Here is a 16,789-nt window from a genome sequence, read left to right on the forward strand (position 1 = left end):
GGCAGCATGCCCACGTCGGTACCCAAGAGATCCGATCAATACTGGTCGGGAATGGGAGGGAACCATGGCACGACGCACCCGTGTGCTCAGTGCGCTCGCACTGGCGGTGGCCGCCGCGCTCGTCCCCGTACAGGCGACCGCGCAGCAGCCCGCGCACCAGCGGCAGGCGCCACCGGGCACCCCGTGCAGCGCGCCGGTGAAGCCCGCCTCGCAGATGACGGTGGAGTCCTGCGACAGCCCGGACCGGATCATCGAGAAGGCCGCGAACATCGTCCCCACCCCCGGCCAACTCGCCTGGCAGCAGCGCGAGGTGACCGCCTTCACGCACTTCGGGATGAACACCTTCACCGACCGCGAATGGGGCTCGGGCACCGAGGACGAGAAGCTCTTCGCACCCAAGGCCATCGACGCCGACCAGTGGATGCGCGCCTACAAGGCCGCCGGTGTCGAACAGGTCATGCTCACCGCCAAGCACCACGACGGCTTCGTGCTCTACCCCAGCCGGTACACCGACCACTCGGTGGCGCTCAGCCCCGGCAGCCCCGACGTCGTGGCCGCCTATGTGAAGGCCGCCCGCAAGGCGGGCCTCAAGGTCGGGCTCTACCTCTCGCCCTCCGACGGCGCCGAACTCCCGCATGCCTGGCACGCGCAGTGGGTCGACACGATCCGCGAGAAGCAGGCCGAGGGCAAGCCGCTCAGCCTCCCCGAGCGCATGGCCCTGGAGGACGGCGACCGCGCCCCGGCCGGTGAGGGCCGCTTCGGCAACGGCAGCCCGGTCACCGAGCGCACGATCCCCACCCTCGTACCCGGCGACGACCGGGCCGCAGCCGTCCGGAGCGGCAAGCTGCCCACCTTCCGGGTGAAGGCCGACGACTACGACACCTACTACCTCAACCAGCTCTACGAACTGTTCACCCAGTACGGGCCGATCGAGGAACTCTGGCTCGACGGCGCCAACCCCTGGTCCGGCTCCGGCATCACCCAGAAGTACGACGTCAAGCAGTGGTTCGACATGGTGAAGGCCCTCTCGCCGAACACCGTCGTCTTCCAGGGCCCGCAGGGCGTGCGCTGGGTCGGCAACGAGAGCGGCGTCGCCCGCGAGACCGAGTGGAGCGTCACCCCGCACACCACCGACCCGTGGACCGGGCTCGGCAGCCTCCCCAACGACTCGACCGACCCCGACATCGGCTCCCGCGCCAAGCTCCTCGACCCGTCCGTCAACTACCTCCAGTGGTACCCGGCCGAGGCGGACGTCTCGATCAGGCCCGGCTGGTTCCACCACCCGGACCAGAAGCCCAAGACGCCCGCCCAGCTGATGAACCTGTACGAGAAGAGCGTCGGCCGCAACGCCTCCCTGCTGCTCAACGTCCCGCCGGACAAGGACGGCCGGATCGAAGACGCCGACGTCGCCGCACTGACCGCCTTCGGCTCCGACGTACGCCGTATCTACGGCACCGACGTACGCAGGCAGGGCCCCGCCCCGTACACCTTCGACCGGATCGCCGTGCGCGAGGACATCCGGCACGGGCAGCGGGTGGAGAAGTTCGCCGTCGAGGCCCGCGTCGGCGGGAGCTGGCAGCGGATCGCCGAGGGTACGACCATCGGCCACCGGCGCATCCTGTCCCTGGCCACGCCCGTCACCGCCACCTCGGTACGGGTGAAGGTGCTGGAATCCCGGGCGACACCGCACCTCGGGGCGACGACGCTGCACCTGAGCACCACGCCGTGACCCGGTGGCCGTGCGACCCCCTGGCCGGGGGTCGCACGGCCGTCCGTCGTTCAGCCCCGGTCGAGATAGGCGAGCACCGCGAGGACGCGGCGGTTGTCGTCGTCGGACGGCGGCAGGGAGAGCTTCCCGAAGATGTTCGAGGTGTGCTTGGCCACCGCCCGCTCCGTGATCACCATCTGCGAGGCGATCGCCGCGTTCGAACGGCCCTGCGCCATCAGCTCCATGACCTCCAGCTCGCGCGGGGTGAGCATGCCCATCGGCCTGTCCTGCGAGCGCCGCGACAGCAACTGCGAGATCACCTGCGGGTCCATCGCGGTGCCGCCCGCCGCCACCCTGCGCACCGCGTCGACGAACTGCTCGGCGTCGAAGACCCGGTCCTTGAGCAGATAGCCGATGCCGCCGTTGCCGTCCGCCAGCAGCTCGCGCGCGTACAACTGCTCCACGTGCTGGGAGAGCACGAGCACCGGCAGCCCCGGCTTCGCCCGCCGGGCCGCCAGCGCGCACTGCAGGCCCTCGTCCGTGTGGGACGGCGGAAGCCGGACATCGACGATCGCGACGTCCGGCTCCGACTCGGCGAAGGCGCGGGTCAGTTCGGGCCCGCTCTCGACGGCTGCCGCGATCTCGAAGTCGTACGCCTCCAGCAGGCGGACCAGGCCGTCGCGCAGCAGGAAGAGATCTTCGGCTAGGACAACTCGCAAGGGATCTCCATGGTCACCATGGTGGGACCGCCCGCGGGGCTGCTGACGGCCATGATGCCGTCGAATGTACCGAGCCGGCGTTCGATTCCGCTCAGTCCGGATCCGCCGCCGACCGTCGCACCGCCCCGGCCGTTGTCGGTGACGGAGATCCGCAGCATGGCGTCCTCGTGGTGGATGTCCACCCAGACGCGGTCCGCCCCAGAGTGCTTGGCGGCGTTGGTCAGCGTCTCGCTCACCGCGAAGTACGCCGCCGACTCGACCGCGGCGTCCATCCGGCCGCCCAGCTCCGCCCCGACCTCCGACTCGAACGGCAGTCGCAGCGCCAACGCCCTTACCGCGTCCCCGAGTCCGCGCTCGGCGAGGACCGGCGGGTGGATGCCCCGGACCAGATCGCGCAGCTCCGTGAGCGCCTCGGCCGACGACTCCCGGGCCATGGCCAGGACCTTCTTCGCCTGCGCCGGGTCCTTCTCGATCAGCGCCTCCACGGTGCCCAGACTCATGCCCATCGCGACCAGCCGGGCCTGCGCGCCGTCGTGCAGATCCCGCTCGATGCGCCGCAGTTCCGAGGCCGCGGTGTCCACCGCCTCGTGCCGGGTCTCGGTCAGCCGGTCGATGCGCCGGGCCAGGTCCTCCTCCGGGGTGGGGGCCAGCATCGCGCGGGCGATCACGAAGTGCAGCCGCAGCAGCCGCTCGCTGACCAGTACCCCGGTCGCGAACAGCGCCGCACCGAGCGCCGCGGCGGCCAGCCCCGTCGCCTGGCTGCTGACCGGGACGAAGCCGTACCAGTAGCGGTCGTCGGTGAAGACCCGCCACAGCCCGGCCGCCAGCACGACACCCTCCACCGGGTAGATGAGCAGCCCGGCCGCCAGAGTCGCCACGACATAGCCGGCCGTCATGTCGACCAGCAGCCACCGGATGTCGCGCCAGGTCGCCGGGTCCTTCAGCATCAGCGTGGTCCGCTCCACCCGTCCGGTGAACCCGGTACGCAGATCCTTCGGGAAGGGGCGGTACGGGACCGGTATGCGGATGTCGTACCAGGTGGCCGCGAGCAGCCGGCGCCGGTTGGCGTGCTCGCGGACCAGATCCAGCACGTAGGGGGTGGTGAACAGTCCGACGCCCAGCACGATGAAGACGATCGAGACCACGGCCAGGACGAAGAGCGTGATCGAAGTGACCAGGCTCGCGACCGACAGCACGAGTCCGCGCCCGGCGGCCAGCATCGCGGCCCTTATCCGTCCCTGCATCACGTTCATCCCGGTCCGTCTCCCCTCGTCGGGCCCTTCTGCCGGACCCGCTCCGCAGACAGTCTCACCCGGTGGCGGCCCCGGGCGTCAGCCGTTTCGCCACCCGGGCGGGGGTGTACCCAGCACCACCCCGCCGACCTCGCCCTAAGGCTCCGGGGGAGGGGGCTTCGGCGGCTGGGGCGGGCGGCTCCGCGTTCCTAGATTCATCGGCATCCAACGGCGGCGCCGCGTCCGGCGCCGCCGCACTCCGGCTACAACTGACTTCTGGGGGCGAACACGCCATGAGGCGCAACCTTGCGGCACGCATCGGTGTGTGGAGCGCGCACCACCGCAAGACCGCCATTCTCGGCTGGCTGCTCTTCGTCGTGCTCGCCACGGGCATCGGCGGGGCGTCCGGGATGGTGGAGATGTCCGACTCGGAGAACGGTGCGGGTGATTCGGCACGGGCCGAGCAGATCCTCGACGACGCCGGTCTCGGGCAGCCCGCCGGCGAGCTGGTCATGGTGTCCGCCGCGAAGGCCGGTGACTGGAAGGGCGCCGCCCGCGAGCTCTCCGCGGCCCTCGGCAGGACCGGCGAGGTGGCGGACCTGGCGGCGCCGGTCCCCTCCGAGGACGGCAAGGACGCGCTGATCACCTTCGACCTGAAGGGGGACGCGGCGACGGCGCCGGACCGGGTGCAGCCCGTGCTCGACGCGGTGGACGGAGTCCGGGACGGCCACCCCGACGTCGCCATCCACCAGTTCGGCGAGGCCAGCGCCGGGAAATGGCTCGGCGACCTGCTCTCCGAGGACTTCAAGAAGGCCGAATTCACCGCCGTACCCCTGGCCCTGGGCATTCTGCTGGTCGCCTTCGGCGCCGTCGTCGCGGCGCTCCTCCCGGTCGGCCTGGCGCTCACCGCGTGCCTGGCCGCCTTCGGTCTGCTGTCGCTCGCCAGCCACCAGCTCCACCTGTTCCAGACCACGTACTCGGTGATGTTCCTGATGGGCTTCGCCGTCGGCGTCGACTACTGCCTGTTCTACCTGCGGCGCGAGCGCGACGAGCGGGCGGCGGGACGCGACGCGGAGACGGCGCTGCGGATCGCGGCGGCGACCAGCGGCCGGGCGGTGCTGGTCTCCGGGCTCACCGTGATGGTCGCGATGGCCGGCATGTTCCTGTCCGGGCTGATGCTGTTCAAGGGCTTCGCGCTCGCCACCATCATCGTGGTCCTCGTCGCCATGCTGGGCTCGGTGACCGTGCTGCCCGCGCTGCTGTCCTGGCTGGGCGACCGGGTCGAAGCGGGACGGGTGCCCTTTCTCGGCCGACGAGGGGGCCGCCGCGCACGCACCGGCGGGATCGCCGGGACGGTGCTGAGGCCGGTGCTGTCCAGGCCGAGGACCTTCGCGATCGCCTCGGTCGTCGTACTGCTCGCGCTGGCCGCGCCCGCCATCGGCATGAAGACCGAACAGCTCGGCCTGGAGAAGCAGTTCGGCTCGCAGTCACAGCTCTCGGTCGCCTACCGGCAGATCAGCGAGACCTTCCCGGGCGGCCCCGACCCGGCCCGCGTGGTGGTCAAGGCCGACGACATCGAGGCCCCCGCGCTGCGCAAGGCGTTCGACGGCTTCGAGAAGGTGACCGTCCACGACGCGCAGAACGTCGCGGAGATCGAGGTACCGCTCCCGCACGGCCGGGCCTCGCTCCGCGAACTCCGCGAGGAGCGGCTGCCCGCCGCGTTCGACGCCACCGGCGCCCAGGTGTACGTGACCGGGGAGACCGCCGGCTCCGTCGACTTCAACGAACAGCTCAAGCGCGGCATCGTGCCGGTCTTCGCCTTCATCACGGCGGTGACCTTCCTGCTGATGCTGTTCTGCTTCCGCTCGTACGTCATCGCCGTGACGTCGATCGTGCTCAACCTGCTCTCCGTGGCCGCCGCCTACGGGGTGATGGTCGCCGTCTTCCAGCACGGCTGGGGGGCTTCGCTGATCGGCTCGGAGGGGGTCGGCGCGATCGAGGCATGGATGCCGCTCTTCGTCCTGGTCGTCCTGTTCGGACTCTCCATGGACTACCACGTGTTCGTGGTCTCGCGGATCCGCGAGGCCCGCGACCGGGGGCTGACCACCCGGGCCGCGATCGACGAGGGCGTCCGCCGCACGGCCGGCGCGGTGACCGGTGCCGCCGCGATCATGGTCGCGGTCTTCGCGGTCTTCGGGACGCTGTCCATGCAGGACATGCAGCAGATGGGCGTCGGCCTCGCCGTCGCGGTGCTGCTGGACGCCACGGTCGTACGGATGGTCCTGCTGCCCTCCGTGATGGCGCTGCTGGGCGAGCGGAACTGGCGCACCCCGCGCGCCCTGACCCGCCTGCCGAGCCTGGAACACGAGGAGCCGGAGCCGGGGCGGGAGCGGGAGCCGGCGGGGAACGGGTGGCGCGGCTGACCCGGCCGGCCCGGCCCGGTACATGGAACGGCCCTGGTCCGGTACGTACACCGGACCAGGGCCGTTCCTCATGACTTCGACGCGTCAGGGCGTGTACTTGTACCCGACGCGTCGCACCGTCTGGATCGAACGGCGGTGCTCGGCGCCCAGCTTGCGGCGCAGCCGGGCGATGTGGACATCGACGGTGCGCCCGTCGCCCACGTGCCCGTAGCCCCAGACCGTGGTCACCAACTGGTCGCGGGTGTGCACCCGGTGCGGGTGCGCGACCAGGTGGGCGAGCAGCTCGAACTCCAGGTAGGTGAGGTCGAGCGTGATCCCGTCCACCGCGGCGGTGCGCTGTACGGGGTCGATGAGCACCGGACCCGCGGCCGTGTCCGGCACCGGTGACGGCACCACGAACTGGGCGGCCGCGGCGGTGGCCGCGGCGACGGCGGGCTGCTGGTCGGCCGGTACGAGCACCAGGTAGCCGACCATCGGCGGCCGGCCCGGCAGCGCCGGAACGGTGTGCTGGGGTGCGGGCAGCCAGGTGGCACCCGGCGGCAGGAACTCGGCCACATCGGCCAGCTGGACGACCTCGTCGGGGTCGACGGCACGCAGCCGGTGGCGGTTGGGGGAGAGGGGGCGGGCGGAGGTGGTGGCCGCAGCGGTCGCCGAGGGCGCTGAGGTGGCAGGGGCCGAGGCGGAGAAGGTACGGGTGTTCGCCATGAGGGTCAGCTCTTTCGCGCGAAGGAGTCGTCGGTGGACGGACTTGCTTGCGCGCGGGCCGAAGGCCGGGGTGATCGGCTTTAGAGGGCCTGCGCGTTCAACGCGCGACAACACACCCGGTCGAAGTCATGGTGCTGACGGGAAGGCCAGAACGGTTCGAGGTCGCTGCGACCTGTCGAGGTGTGCTGGAAGCTGGCCATGCCCCCATTGAACCAGAGAACCGGACGCCGCAGCAGACCTCTCCCACCCGTCGATACGGACCCTTTGCGTTACGTTCCTCACCCCCGCACCCCTCTCAACCCACCAGCCGCTTGCGCCAGTCCAGGCCGGTCAGCTCGATCGCCTTGTCCGGCGAACCGTCCCATTCCACCGTCAGCCCCGCATCGCCGAGCGCCTCCACGACCTCCCGGCCCACGGCGGTGGTGGTGTCCGACTCCTCGTCGAACCCGCCGTAGTACAGCGAGAGGCCGTGCCCCGACACGGCGCTCTCGGTGCACTGCATGTGGAAGAAGACGAAGCCGCGCGCATCCTCCTGCCCGGCGCCCCAGATCTCGGACATACCGCACGACCGGCAGCAGGTGAAATGCTCCCTCGCCGTGATTCCGTCCCGGTCCAGCCGGGCGAACGCCCGAGTCAGCCGGTCCGCGTCGGTCACGTCCGACCACTGGCGCTGCTCCTCCACCCGCTCCAGCCACAGCCGCTCCGCCAGCTGCCGCGCCTGCGCACGGGTCACCGGGCGCACGCCGTCCTTCACCAGGTAATCCTCGGCCGTTTCGGTGAGTTCCTGGACCGTCCCGTACCCGCAGCGGAGCAGCACCCGTATCCGCTCCTCCAGCGTCTCCCGGATCTCCGCCGGCAGCTCCGGCACCGGCTCCTCCTCCGGCACGTCGGCGCGTTCCCACTCCACACCCGCGTCCCACTCCGGCTCCTGGCGCGCCCAGCGGGTCATCAGCTCGGCGACCCGCTCCGGCGCGTCGACCATCGTCCGGAAATGCGTGGCGGCACCACCGGAGCGGCGCTCCAGCTGGTACCCGTCACCGTGGTCGAACCAGACCTGCACGAAGGTCCCGGGGAGGTCGGGCACGCGCTGCACGACCAGGAAGCGGTCACCCTTCATGCCGATCCGGTGCACCAGGTCGCTCAGCGCCCGGTCCGAAATGTGGGTGTGCGTCTCGGAGTTCTCGGTCTCCACCTTGATGTCGAGCATGAGCCAACCCTGACACGGGCCACTGACAACGGACCGGGGCGGCGAAGGGGGCGCCCACCAGGCCGGGTGGGCGCCCCCTGGGCCGTGGATCAGACCTGGTCGGCCTTCTCCAGCGCGGTGCAGCAGGTGTCGACGATCAGGCGGGTGACGACATACGGGTCGACGTTGGCGTTCGGGCGGCGGTCCTCGATGTAGCCCTTGCGGTCCTGCTCGACCTGCCACGGGATGCGGACCGAGGCGCCGCGGTCGGAGACGCCGTAGCTGTACTCGTTCCACGGGGCGGTCTCGTGCAGACCGGTCAGCCGGTCGTCGATGCCCGCGCCGTAGTTCTTGACGTGGTCCATCGGCTTGGAGCCCTCGCCCAGCGACTCGCACGCGGTGATGATCGCGGCATAGCCCTCGGATCCCTCGCGCATCGCCTTGGTGGAGAAGTTGGTGTGCGCGCCCGCGCCGTTCCAGTCGCCCTTGACCGGCTTCGGGTCGAGCGTCGCGGAGACGTTGAAGTCCTCGGCGGTGCGGTACAGCAGCCAGCGGGCGACCCACAGCTGGTCGGAGACCTCCAGCGGGGACAGCGGGCCGACCTGGAACTCCCACTGGCCGGGCATGACCTCGGCGTTGATGCCGGAGATGCCGAGCCCCGCCTTCAGGCAGTTGTCGAGGTGCTTCTCGACGATCTCGCGGCCGAAGATCTCGTCGGCGCCGACCCCGCAGTAGTAGCCGCCCTGCGCGGCCGGGAAGCCGGCCTCGGGGAAGCCCAGCGGCCGGTGGCCGTCGAAGAAGGTGTACTCCTGCTCGATGCCGAAGATCGGCTGCTGGCCCTCGAACCGCTCGGCCACCGGGCGCAGCGCGGCACGGGTGTTGGACGCGTGCGGCGTCATGTCGATGTCGAAGACCTCGCACAGCACCAGGATGTCGTCGCCGCCGCGGATCGGGTCCGGGCAGGAGAAGACCGGCTTCAGCACCCGGTCGGAGGCGTGGCCCTCGGCCTGGCTGGTGCTCGAACCGTCGAAGCCCCAGATCGGCAGCTCCGCCACGTCCTGCGAGGGGGCCCCGGCCATGATCTTCGTCTTGGAGCGGAGCTTGGCGGTCGGCTCGGTGCCGTCGATCCAGATGTACTCAGCCTTGAACGTCACGGAAGCCATCCTTTGCGGGTGCTGCGGTGCTGCGGTCCGGTCTATGCAGCGCAGCTTCGCAAGACGCGATTTCCCGTCCGTTGCCCGGATGTGAACCCCGTGTTACCGAGGTTTCGCGCGTGCGGCCGGTCTCAGGCGCGGGCCCTGAGCAGCGACTCGAAGCCGGCCGCGCGGATCCGCCGCACCACTTCCTCCTCGGTGGTCCCCAGCGCCTTCGCCGCACCCGCGAGCCGCCAGTCCGCGTCGGCGAGCCGGTGCAGCAGATGGCCGCGCCTGATCTGCGCCTCGGACAGCCGGAACGTCTTCAGGTACGCGACCTGCCCCTTGTGATCGGTGATCGTCTCACCGATGTGCTGCCCGGCCCCGCCCGGCCGGAAGGGCGGCAGGAACCGCCACAGTGTGAACGAACCCATCCGGTACACCCGGTCGAAGGTGTACGAACCGTCCAGCAGCTCACCCGCGAACAGGGTGTCGTGCGCCTCGGCCCACTCGCGCTCCTGGGCATGCGCGGCCGCCCGCAGACCGGCGAGCGTACGCAACTGCGGACCGTCGGGTATCCGCGCCGTGAACTCCGGCACGGGGGCGCCGTACAGCGCGTACTGGTGGATCAGCTCGCCGTACAGGTCCTCGACCAGCGACGGGTGCAGCAGCCGGTAGTCGTCCGGGTGCGGCACGACGAACGCGGCGGCGAGCGCGTCGGCCGCGTACACCATCACCCCGCACTGGCCGGGATGGATCTCGAAGACCCGCAGCGCCGCGCCGAGCCCGCGCACCGACCACCCCATGTACGCGTCCTCGGCGCGCGGCGAGAGCCCGTCGCGCAGCGCCTGCCGCGACCACTCCTCCCAGGCGATGGCCGGGCCGCCGAAGTGCAGCGAGAGATAGCCCTCCAGCGCGAGGTGCAGCGGCAGGAAGCGCAGCCGGTCGCCCGGCCGGCGCTTCGCCATCCGGTGGTGGCGGTGGCGCTGCAGCCGCGCGGTCCGGGGCGCCTGACGGCCCCCGGCCGGAGGACCCGCGGCGCCCGGCGCGGCGCCGAGGTGCGTACCGTACGCGGCGGACTGCTCGCCCTCGCCGGACCAGTCGGCGACGAAGCCGTGCGGGATGACCGAGGCGTAGTGCGTGCGCGGACCGATGTCCACGGTGCCGTTCCCGTAGTCCGTGTAGAGCTCCTCGTGCAGCCGCAGCCCCTCCACGGGCCGCTCGCGCACCAGCGGCACCAGCCGGATGCCGCCCCACACCTGGGCGGGGCGGGTGGTGAGCCCGGTCAGTTCCAGCCTGTTCACGATGTCGCTCCCGCCCCGTCGTCCCCTACGAACCGTGCCACCCGCCGGTCCAGATAGGCGTACAGCGCCGCCGCTCCCGTACGCCCCTCGGCGAAGCCCGCGAGCTCCACCAGCGCCGGCAGGTCCTCCGCGTCCCGGACCCCCGCGGTGGGCACGCTCGGCGAAAGGCGCCGCACGTCGAAGGCGTCCGCGTCGTATACGGGGTTCACATGGACCACCGCGGTACGCCGGTCCGGATCGAGCCCGGTCCGCCAGACCCGGAGCACCTCGCCCGCGAGTCCGGGCGGTGCGTTGTCCCAGCCGTCCGAGACGATGACCAGCCGGTCCGGGCCGAGCTCCAGCGCGTCCAGCACGCGGAAGCCGAGCGGGGTCGGCCCCCAGGGCCTGACCAGCAGCGGATCGGTACGGCCCGAAGTCCACAGCGGGGTGTACGCGCCCGGCCCGGCCAGCGCCTCCAGCAGGAAGTGGCAGGCCAGCGCCACGGCGAGCGGGCGGCGCCGCTTCTCGCCCGACCCGGACGACGAGTAGCTGTCGTCCAGTACGGCGGCGACGCGGCCCCAGCTCCCGGCGTGCGGGCCCGCCGCGCGACGGGCCGCCGTGCGCAGCGCACGGGTCAGCTCCGCGCGGTGCGCACTGCGCGCCTCGAAGCCGAGCGACAGGACGTACAGGGCGAGCCGGGTCAGCGGCATGACGGTCAGGTCCACGTCCGCGGGCAGCGGCGCGTCGCCGCCGCCGGTGCGCCGGTCCAGGGTCCGCAGCCGCTCCAGCCGGGTCATCCGCGGCGCCATCCGCTCCAGGAACACCTCGCGCTTCACCCCGTGCCGGGCGGCGAGGCCCTCGGCGACGGTGAACGGCAGCTCCTCGACGGCCCCCTGCGCGTAGTGGGCGCGCCGCCAGGCGTCGAGCAACCGGTGCCGGTAGCCCGGCCGGTGCCGGGGCCGGAACAGGAAGTCCCCGATCTCACCGGACCCGTCCGGATCGGCGGATCCCTCGAACCCGAGGTGGGCATGGCGGGCGGCGGTCTTCAGCCCGGAGCGGTACTTCACCGCGTCGTGCGCCGGGTCGGGCCGGGCGGCCAGCCAGTCCCGCATGATCGCGCGGGTGCGCCGGTTGTTCACCTTGGCCGCGCGCAGCTCCCGGAACAGCCGGTACACCCGCTGCGGCGGCAGCTTCGCCAGCCGGGCGGCGATCAGCCGGCCCTCGGTGCGCTTCTCCTCGGCGCTCGCGTCGGCCGCGTGCTCCAGCAGGCCGCGGACGATGCGCGCGGCGTTGTGGTCGTTGATGTCGAGGGCCAGCGAGGCGGCGTACACCCGGCGGTAGTTGACCCGTACGTACTCATGGAGGAAGTCCAGCGAGAGCTGCTGCTGGTACGCGGTCGAGCGGAACTCGCGCTGCCCGGTCGCGGTGATCGCCGCGTTGACGAAGAGGAGTACGTCCTCGGCCGCGACGAGGCCGGTGTCGCTCCCGGTGCTGGTGGTCATGGTTTCCCCCGTGGTGTCGCGCTCCGCCGCACGCGGGGGCGGAGCGCCGGCCGGGGAATGGGGGCGCGAACAGCGAAATTATTGCTTTACAGGCAAGTCCCGGAAGTCGCAGCCGGAGTCCCGCGGCCGGCGCCGCAAACGTATCCATGAAGCTCACCCTCCGCCAACTCAATACCGGATCGCTCCGGCGAAACCGGCAGACTGGCCCCATGACGACACTTCCCGCGACCCCTCTGCGCATTGGCCTCGTCGGCACCGGCCCCTGGGCCCGGAACACCCAGGCCCCCGCCCTCGCCGCCCACCCCGGCGTCGTACTGAGCGGTGTGTGGGGCCGCCGCCCCGAGGCCGCGCAGGAGCTGGCCGCCGCGCACGGCACCGAGGCGTACACCGGCGAGACGGGCATCGACGAGCTCTTCGCCGCCAGTGACGCCGTCGCGTTCGCCCTGCCGCCGGACGTCCAGGCCCCGCTCGCCGCCCGCGCCGCGGCCACCGGCCGTCATCTGCTGCTGGACAAACCGGTCGCGACCACCGTCGCGGGAGCCCGCGAGGTCGTCCGGGCGGCCGAGCAGACCGGGGTCGCCTCCGTCGTCTTCTGCACCCTGCGGTTCGCGGCCGACACCTCCGCCTGGATCGCCGAGCAGGCCGCCCTGGACGGCTGGTTCACCGCCCGTGCCGAGTGGATCGGCGCGCTGTTCGCCCCCGGCTCGACCAGCGAGTACGCCGCCTCGCAGTGGCGCCGTGACAAGGGCGGCCTGTGGGACGTCGGCCCGCACGCCCTGTCGGTCCTGATCCCGGTGCTGGGCGATGTGACCGGGATGACGGCGGCCCGCGGCCCGGCCGACACCACCCACCTCGTCCTCCGCCACACCTCCGGCGCCTCCAGCACGGTGACGCTCGCACTGGGAGCACCCCTGGGCGCGGTCGCCACGGAGATCGAGCTCAGGGGCGAACAGGGGACGGCGGGCATGCCGCACGGGGGCGACGCGATCGGCTCGTTCCGGTCGGCGGTCGACGCGCTGATCCAATCGGTGCGTACGGGCGATCCGCACCCGTGCGACGTACGGTTCGGGCTGCGCCTGACGGAGCTGCTGGCGGAGGCGGAGAAGCAACTGGCGTAGCACGGCGACGGCTCCGCCGCCGCGCCGGTCACATCAGCGTCCGGCGGAGCTCCAGCCAGGCCTCGGTCTCCGCCCTCAGGCCCGAATCCCGTACACCTCTGCGAAGTTGAGCACCCGCGGCCATCGCGAGCGCCTTCGCCTGCCGGGACCGGTTGATCGCCACGAGATGCTCGGGGGCGTACGGAGTGGTGTCCCGGGTCGCCACCTCGGCCCGGGACACCGGGATGGCGTCCAGACACATTCGGACGGTCTCGTCCGGCGGGAGCAGCGAGTGGCCGGCGATCTGCAACGCTGCCTCCGTACGGTCGAGGACCCCGGCCGCGCGGCACTTCGTGACCAGCCAGAGCGCGAGCTCCGTCCACGGGGCCCGCGTCACGTCCGGCCCCTCGGGAACGCGCTGCCGACAGGCGACCAGCAGGAACCACCACCAGCGGGCCCGTTCCGCCCCGGATTCGGGCTGCCGGCGAACGGCCCACTGCTCCCGCTCGCCGGGGTCCAGCGCCACCAGGTGGTTCACCCAGCTCTTCCCGGCCTCCCGCGACCAGGCGGGCTCCGCGTGCCTGGGGCCGGTCCCGAACCACGTCGGCGCCGAGACCTTGAGGACGGCCCCGGTGTTCTCGTCGGCCAGCAGGCCCGTGCGGCTGTCCTCCCGTACGAAGCGGCGGCACCCGAGCCCGTCGGGCGCCACCTCGACGACCGGGAAGCCCGCCTGCCGCAGATGGTCCGCCAAGTCATCGACCAGCACGGGAACTTCGAGCCTATGGGCCTGCGCCATGACGTACAGGCCGTCCCAGGGGTCCTCGGGCGCGGCCCGCTGCCAGGCGAACTCGACGATCCTGTAGCTGCGCAGCCGTTGCTTCGTGTCGCCGCTCTCCGCGAACTCGTCGCCGAGCAGTGCCGTGACCTCGTCGGGCGTGGAACTCGCATCGGCGCCGCCCACCGCGCCGGTGACGAGGAAGTCCCCGAGGAAGGCCACGGGGGACGAGGTGAGGCCGGGGTGGGGCATGCGGGCGTCTCCGCTTCGTCGGGCGGTCGGGGTTCGAGCCGGACCGGTGCGCGAGGCGCTCCGATGGTCAAGGTACCGAAGTGACCGCCTCGTGCGCGGCGTACAGGAAACGCCGGACGGCGGCCGTCTCCGTCTCGTCGAAGTCGCGCAGCACCGCCACCGTGGTCTCGATCAGGGGCCCGAAGAACGCCCATCCCAGTTCCACCGCCCGCTCGTCGACCGCCAGCAGCACCCGTCGCCGGTCGCGCGGGTCGCGGGTGCGGGTGAGGTGGCCGAGCCGTTCCAGCCGGTCGATGACGGCGGTGGTGCCCGCGGAGTTGAGTCCGAGCTGCGCGCCGAGCCACCCGGCGGTGGCGTCCGTACCCGCCCGCTCCGCGTCCAGCAGACAGATCAAGGCGCGGACATCGGTGCTGTGCATGTGGTGAAGAGCCGCGAACTCGGCCTGGCGCAGCCCGAATTCGACGGTCACCTTGCGCAGCAGATGCACGATCTCCAGCTCCGGTCCCGGTTCCGGACCCCGCTCGCTCATCGAAGCTCCTTCCGTCCCACCGAGCCCATTATCTCGCTGAGCGAGATAATATCCGGGAGTTGGCAGGAACAGCCACGACCGGGGAGGCACCCATGACATCCACGTCGGCACCCACGTCGTTCCACGAGGCGTACGACGAGGTCCTGGCGGCCAACTGGCCCGCCGGGACGACGTACTCCCAGGTCACCACCCCGTACGGCACCACCCACGTCAACAGCTGCGGCCCCGGGGACGCCCCGCCCCTCGTGCTGCTGGCCGGCGGCGGCTCCACCTCCACCGTCTGGTACGCCCAGGCGGCCCACCTGGGCCGGGCACACCGAGTCCACGCCGTCGACCTGATCGGTGAGCCGGGCCGCAGCGTCGTGGGGGAGCGCCCGATCCGTACGGTGGCGGACCTGACGGCATGGCTGGACGGTGTACTGGACGGGCTGGGCGCCGACCGCACCGCGCTGGGCGGGCATTCCTACGGGGCCTGGATCGCTCTCCACCACGCCCTGCACGCACCCCACCGCGTCCGGAAGCTGGTCCTGGTGGACCCGACGCAGTGCTTCGCCGGCTTCCGGCCCGGCTACCTCCTGCACGCCCTGCCGATGCTGATCCGGCCGAGCGTCAAGCGGACGAGGGCCTTCCTGGAGTGGGAGACGGGCGGCGCCGCGCTCGACCCGGCCTGGCTGCGGCTGCGCGACGCGGCGGCCGGCTTCCCGTCAGCCCGCCCGGTCACCGGTCCCCGCCCCGCTCCCGGGGCGCTGCGCGGGCTGGACGTACCGGCCCTGGTCCTGCTCGCCGGGCGCGGCCGGGCCCATGACCCGGCCCGCGTCGCCGCCGAGGCGGCCCGGCTGCTCCCGAGGGTGACGACGGCGACGATCCCCGGAGCGACGCACCACACACTGCCGCTGCACGGGCCGACGGCCGTCGAACTGAACCGCAGGATCGCGGACTTCATCGGGTGACAGGCGTCGTGACAGGCCGTCGTGACGGCCGTCGCGCGGACCGCGCGACGGATGCTCAGCGTCCGAGCGCGTCGCGTACCGCCTCGTCCGTGCGCCCCACGACGGCGGTCCCGTCGTCCGCGGTGATGATCGGCCGCTGGATGAGCTTCGGGTGCTCGGCGAGGGCCGAGATCCACCGCTCACGCGAACCGGCCTCGCGCGGCCACTCCTTGAGCCCCAGCTCCTTCGCGTCGGCCTCCTGCGTCCGTGTGATGTCCCACGGCTCCAGCCCGAGCCGGTCGAGCACGGCCCGGATCTCGTCCGGCGAGGGCACATCCTCCAGGTAGCGGCGGACGGTGTACTCGGCACCCTCCGCGTCGAGCAGCTGTACCGCGCTGCGGCACTTCGAACAGGCGGGATTGATCCAGATCTCCATGGGGCCAAAGGTACGCGAGGGACGGCCCGAAAGCCCTTCTGGCCAGCGCCGATTGTCAGTGCCGGGCAGTAAAATAAAGGCAGTTGGTGAGGGTTCCACGACCAAGCCAGGAGGTTGCCCATGGCCGTTGCCGCAGTCACGACCAAGCCGCTCGACAAGCCCCTGCTGAAGAAGCCGCTCCCCGCGGGCCGGCCCCGCGAGTGGTACGTCACCCACAACCGTCGCCTGAAGGCCATGCGCCTGGCGATCGCCCTGCTCGACACGGGCGTCTACTACCCGTCGACCGCGACCAACGCCAAGATACGTACGACTGCCGAGCGCATCGGCATCCACCCGCCGTCCGACACCACCTGCCGCATGGTCCGCGCCCTGATCCGCTACGGCCGCTGACGTCCGGCGCACCCGACGACCGTGTCCCCGAGCCCTCCGCGGCCCGGGGACACGGCCACGTACAGGGGCAGCAATGGGCGGGGCTCAGAACCCGCCGCAGGTAGCCGTGGCGAAGGCTCCGGAGGCGGTGGCCGTCCGGACGGTCCCGTTGTCCACCGTCACCGCACAGGCGACCTCGCCGCCCGTTGCCCCGAGGGTGACGGCGAAGGAGCCGCCGCTCATGAAGCCCCTGGTCCGCGTCTCCCCGGCCCACGGCAGCGTCCGCAGGGTCAGCCGCGCGGTCGAGAGGTCGCCGTCGCGCCAGGTGGGATAGGTGACGGTGACGTCCTTGGCGGTGCCGGTGACCTCGTACGTGATCCGAAGCGGCTTCGCCCCCTCCCTCGACAGCGCAGCGGCGGCCACTTCGACGGCCACGGCGCCGGCACCGGCCGGCACGAGCACGCTCACGAGCAGTACCCAGGGCCACCTCCGCCGACGCCGCATCCCCCCA

Annotated in this window: 16 protein-coding genes; 5 read left to right on the top strand and 11 right to left on the bottom strand. The window is 72.0% G+C overall.

The window, feature by feature from the left end; translation table 11 throughout:
- Positions 1–64 precede the first annotated feature (64 nt).
- Positions 65–1,729, top strand: a complete 1,665-nt coding sequence (locus OG842_RS28245; RefSeq protein ID WP_266736930.1) for an alpha-L-fucosidase — start codon at positions 65–67, stop codon at positions 1,727–1,729.
- Between the two features lie 50 nt (positions 1,730–1,779).
- Here the strand turns inward: OG842_RS28245 and OG842_RS28250 are convergent, their stop codons facing one another.
- A complete protein-coding gene (locus OG842_RS28250) occupies positions 1,780–2,427 on the bottom strand; it encodes a LuxR C-terminal-related transcriptional regulator (RefSeq protein ID WP_266736928.1) in 648 nt (215 codons plus the stop codon).
- On the bottom strand, positions 2,412–3,680 hold the full coding sequence (locus OG842_RS28255) for a sensor histidine kinase (RefSeq protein ID WP_266736926.1): 1,269 nt from the start codon (positions 3,678–3,680) through the stop codon (positions 2,412–2,414). The genes OG842_RS28250 and OG842_RS28255 overlap by 16 nt, the downstream gene beginning before the upstream one ends.
- Positions 3,681–3,952: 272 nt before the next feature.
- Here OG842_RS28255 and OG842_RS28260 point away from each other — a divergent pair, with 272 nt between their 5' ends.
- Positions 3,953–6,082, top strand: a complete 2,130-nt coding sequence (locus tag OG842_RS28260) for an MMPL family transporter (RefSeq protein WP_328512573.1) — start codon at positions 3,953–3,955, stop codon at positions 6,080–6,082.
- A gap of 84 nt (positions 6,083–6,166) precedes the next feature.
- Here OG842_RS28260 and OG842_RS28265 read toward each other — a convergent pair whose 3' ends face one another.
- The 5 genes from OG842_RS28265 to OG842_RS28285 form a co-directional block, all read right to left on the bottom strand.
- Entirely contained in the window at positions 6,167–6,787 is a 621-nt protein-coding gene (locus tag OG842_RS28265) for a winged helix-turn-helix domain-containing protein (protein ID WP_266736924.1), read from the bottom strand.
- Positions 6,788–7,082: 295 nt separating this feature from the next.
- Positions 7,083–7,994: a DUF6891 domain-containing protein gene (locus OG842_RS28270; RefSeq protein ID WP_266736922.1), complete on the bottom strand. Its 912-nt coding sequence runs from the start codon at positions 7,992–7,994 to the stop codon at positions 7,083–7,085.
- 89 nt (positions 7,995–8,083) lie between these two features.
- Entirely contained in the window at positions 8,084–9,127 is a 1,044-nt protein-coding gene (gene glnII / locus OG842_RS28275) for a glutamine synthetase (protein WP_266736920.1), read from the bottom strand.
- Positions 9,128–9,258: 131 nt separating this feature from the next.
- Entirely contained in the window at positions 9,259–10,410 is a 1,152-nt protein-coding gene (locus OG842_RS28280) for an ARPP-2 domain-containing protein (protein ID WP_266736918.1), read from the bottom strand.
- Positions 10,407–11,891, bottom strand: a complete 1,485-nt coding sequence (locus OG842_RS28285; protein WP_266736916.1) for a hypothetical protein — start codon at positions 11,889–11,891, stop codon at positions 10,407–10,409. Before OG842_RS28285 ends, OG842_RS28280 begins: the two co-directional genes overlap by 4 nt.
- Before the next feature lie 209 nt (positions 11,892–12,100).
- Here OG842_RS28285 and OG842_RS28290 point away from each other — a divergent pair, with 209 nt between their 5' ends.
- Positions 12,101–13,009: a Gfo/Idh/MocA family protein gene (locus tag OG842_RS28290; protein WP_266736915.1), complete on the top strand. Its 909-nt coding sequence runs from the start codon at positions 12,101–12,103 to the stop codon at positions 13,007–13,009.
- 28 nt (positions 13,010–13,037) lie between these two features.
- On the opposite strand, the gene OG842_RS28295 is transcribed toward OG842_RS28290, so the two are convergent.
- Together OG842_RS28295 and OG842_RS28300 are read right to left on the bottom strand one after the other, a co-directional pair.
- A complete protein-coding gene (locus OG842_RS28295) occupies positions 13,038–14,015 on the bottom strand; it encodes a hypothetical protein (protein ID WP_266736913.1) in 978 nt (325 codons plus the stop codon).
- Between the two features lie 67 nt (positions 14,016–14,082).
- Positions 14,083–14,544, bottom strand: a complete 462-nt coding sequence (locus OG842_RS28300; protein ID WP_266736912.1) for a MarR family transcriptional regulator — start codon at positions 14,542–14,544, stop codon at positions 14,083–14,085.
- 92 nt (positions 14,545–14,636) lie between these two features.
- On the opposite strand from OG842_RS28300, the gene OG842_RS28305 reads away from it, so the two are divergent.
- A complete protein-coding gene (locus OG842_RS28305; RefSeq protein ID WP_266736910.1) occupies positions 14,637–15,494 on the top strand; it encodes an alpha/beta fold hydrolase in 858 nt (285 codons plus the stop codon).
- A 55-nt stretch (positions 15,495–15,549) separates the two neighbouring features.
- Here OG842_RS28305 and OG842_RS28310 read toward each other — a convergent pair whose 3' ends face one another.
- Positions 15,550–15,909, bottom strand: coding sequence for an arsenate reductase family protein (locus OG842_RS28310; RefSeq protein WP_259933912.1), 360 nt, complete (start codon positions 15,907–15,909; stop codon positions 15,550–15,552).
- A 120-nt stretch (positions 15,910–16,029) separates the two neighbouring features.
- Between OG842_RS28310 and OG842_RS28315 the strand changes: the two genes are divergently transcribed.
- Positions 16,030–16,299 carry a hypothetical protein gene (locus tag OG842_RS28315; protein WP_266736907.1) on the top strand — a complete coding sequence of 90 codons (270 nt, stop codon included), beginning with the start codon at positions 16,030–16,032 and terminating at the stop codon, positions 16,297–16,299.
- Positions 16,300–16,383: 84 nt separating this feature from the next.
- Here the strand turns inward: OG842_RS28315 and OG842_RS28320 are convergent, their stop codons facing one another.
- Positions 16,384–16,746, bottom strand: coding sequence for a hypothetical protein (locus OG842_RS28320; RefSeq protein ID WP_266736906.1), 363 nt, complete (start codon positions 16,744–16,746; stop codon positions 16,384–16,386).
- Positions 16,747–16,789: the final 43 nt, after the last annotated feature.

This window comes from Streptomyces sp. NBC_00376, assembly GCF_036077095.1.
Lineage (GTDB): Bacteria > Actinomycetota > Actinomycetes > Streptomycetales > Streptomycetaceae > Streptomyces.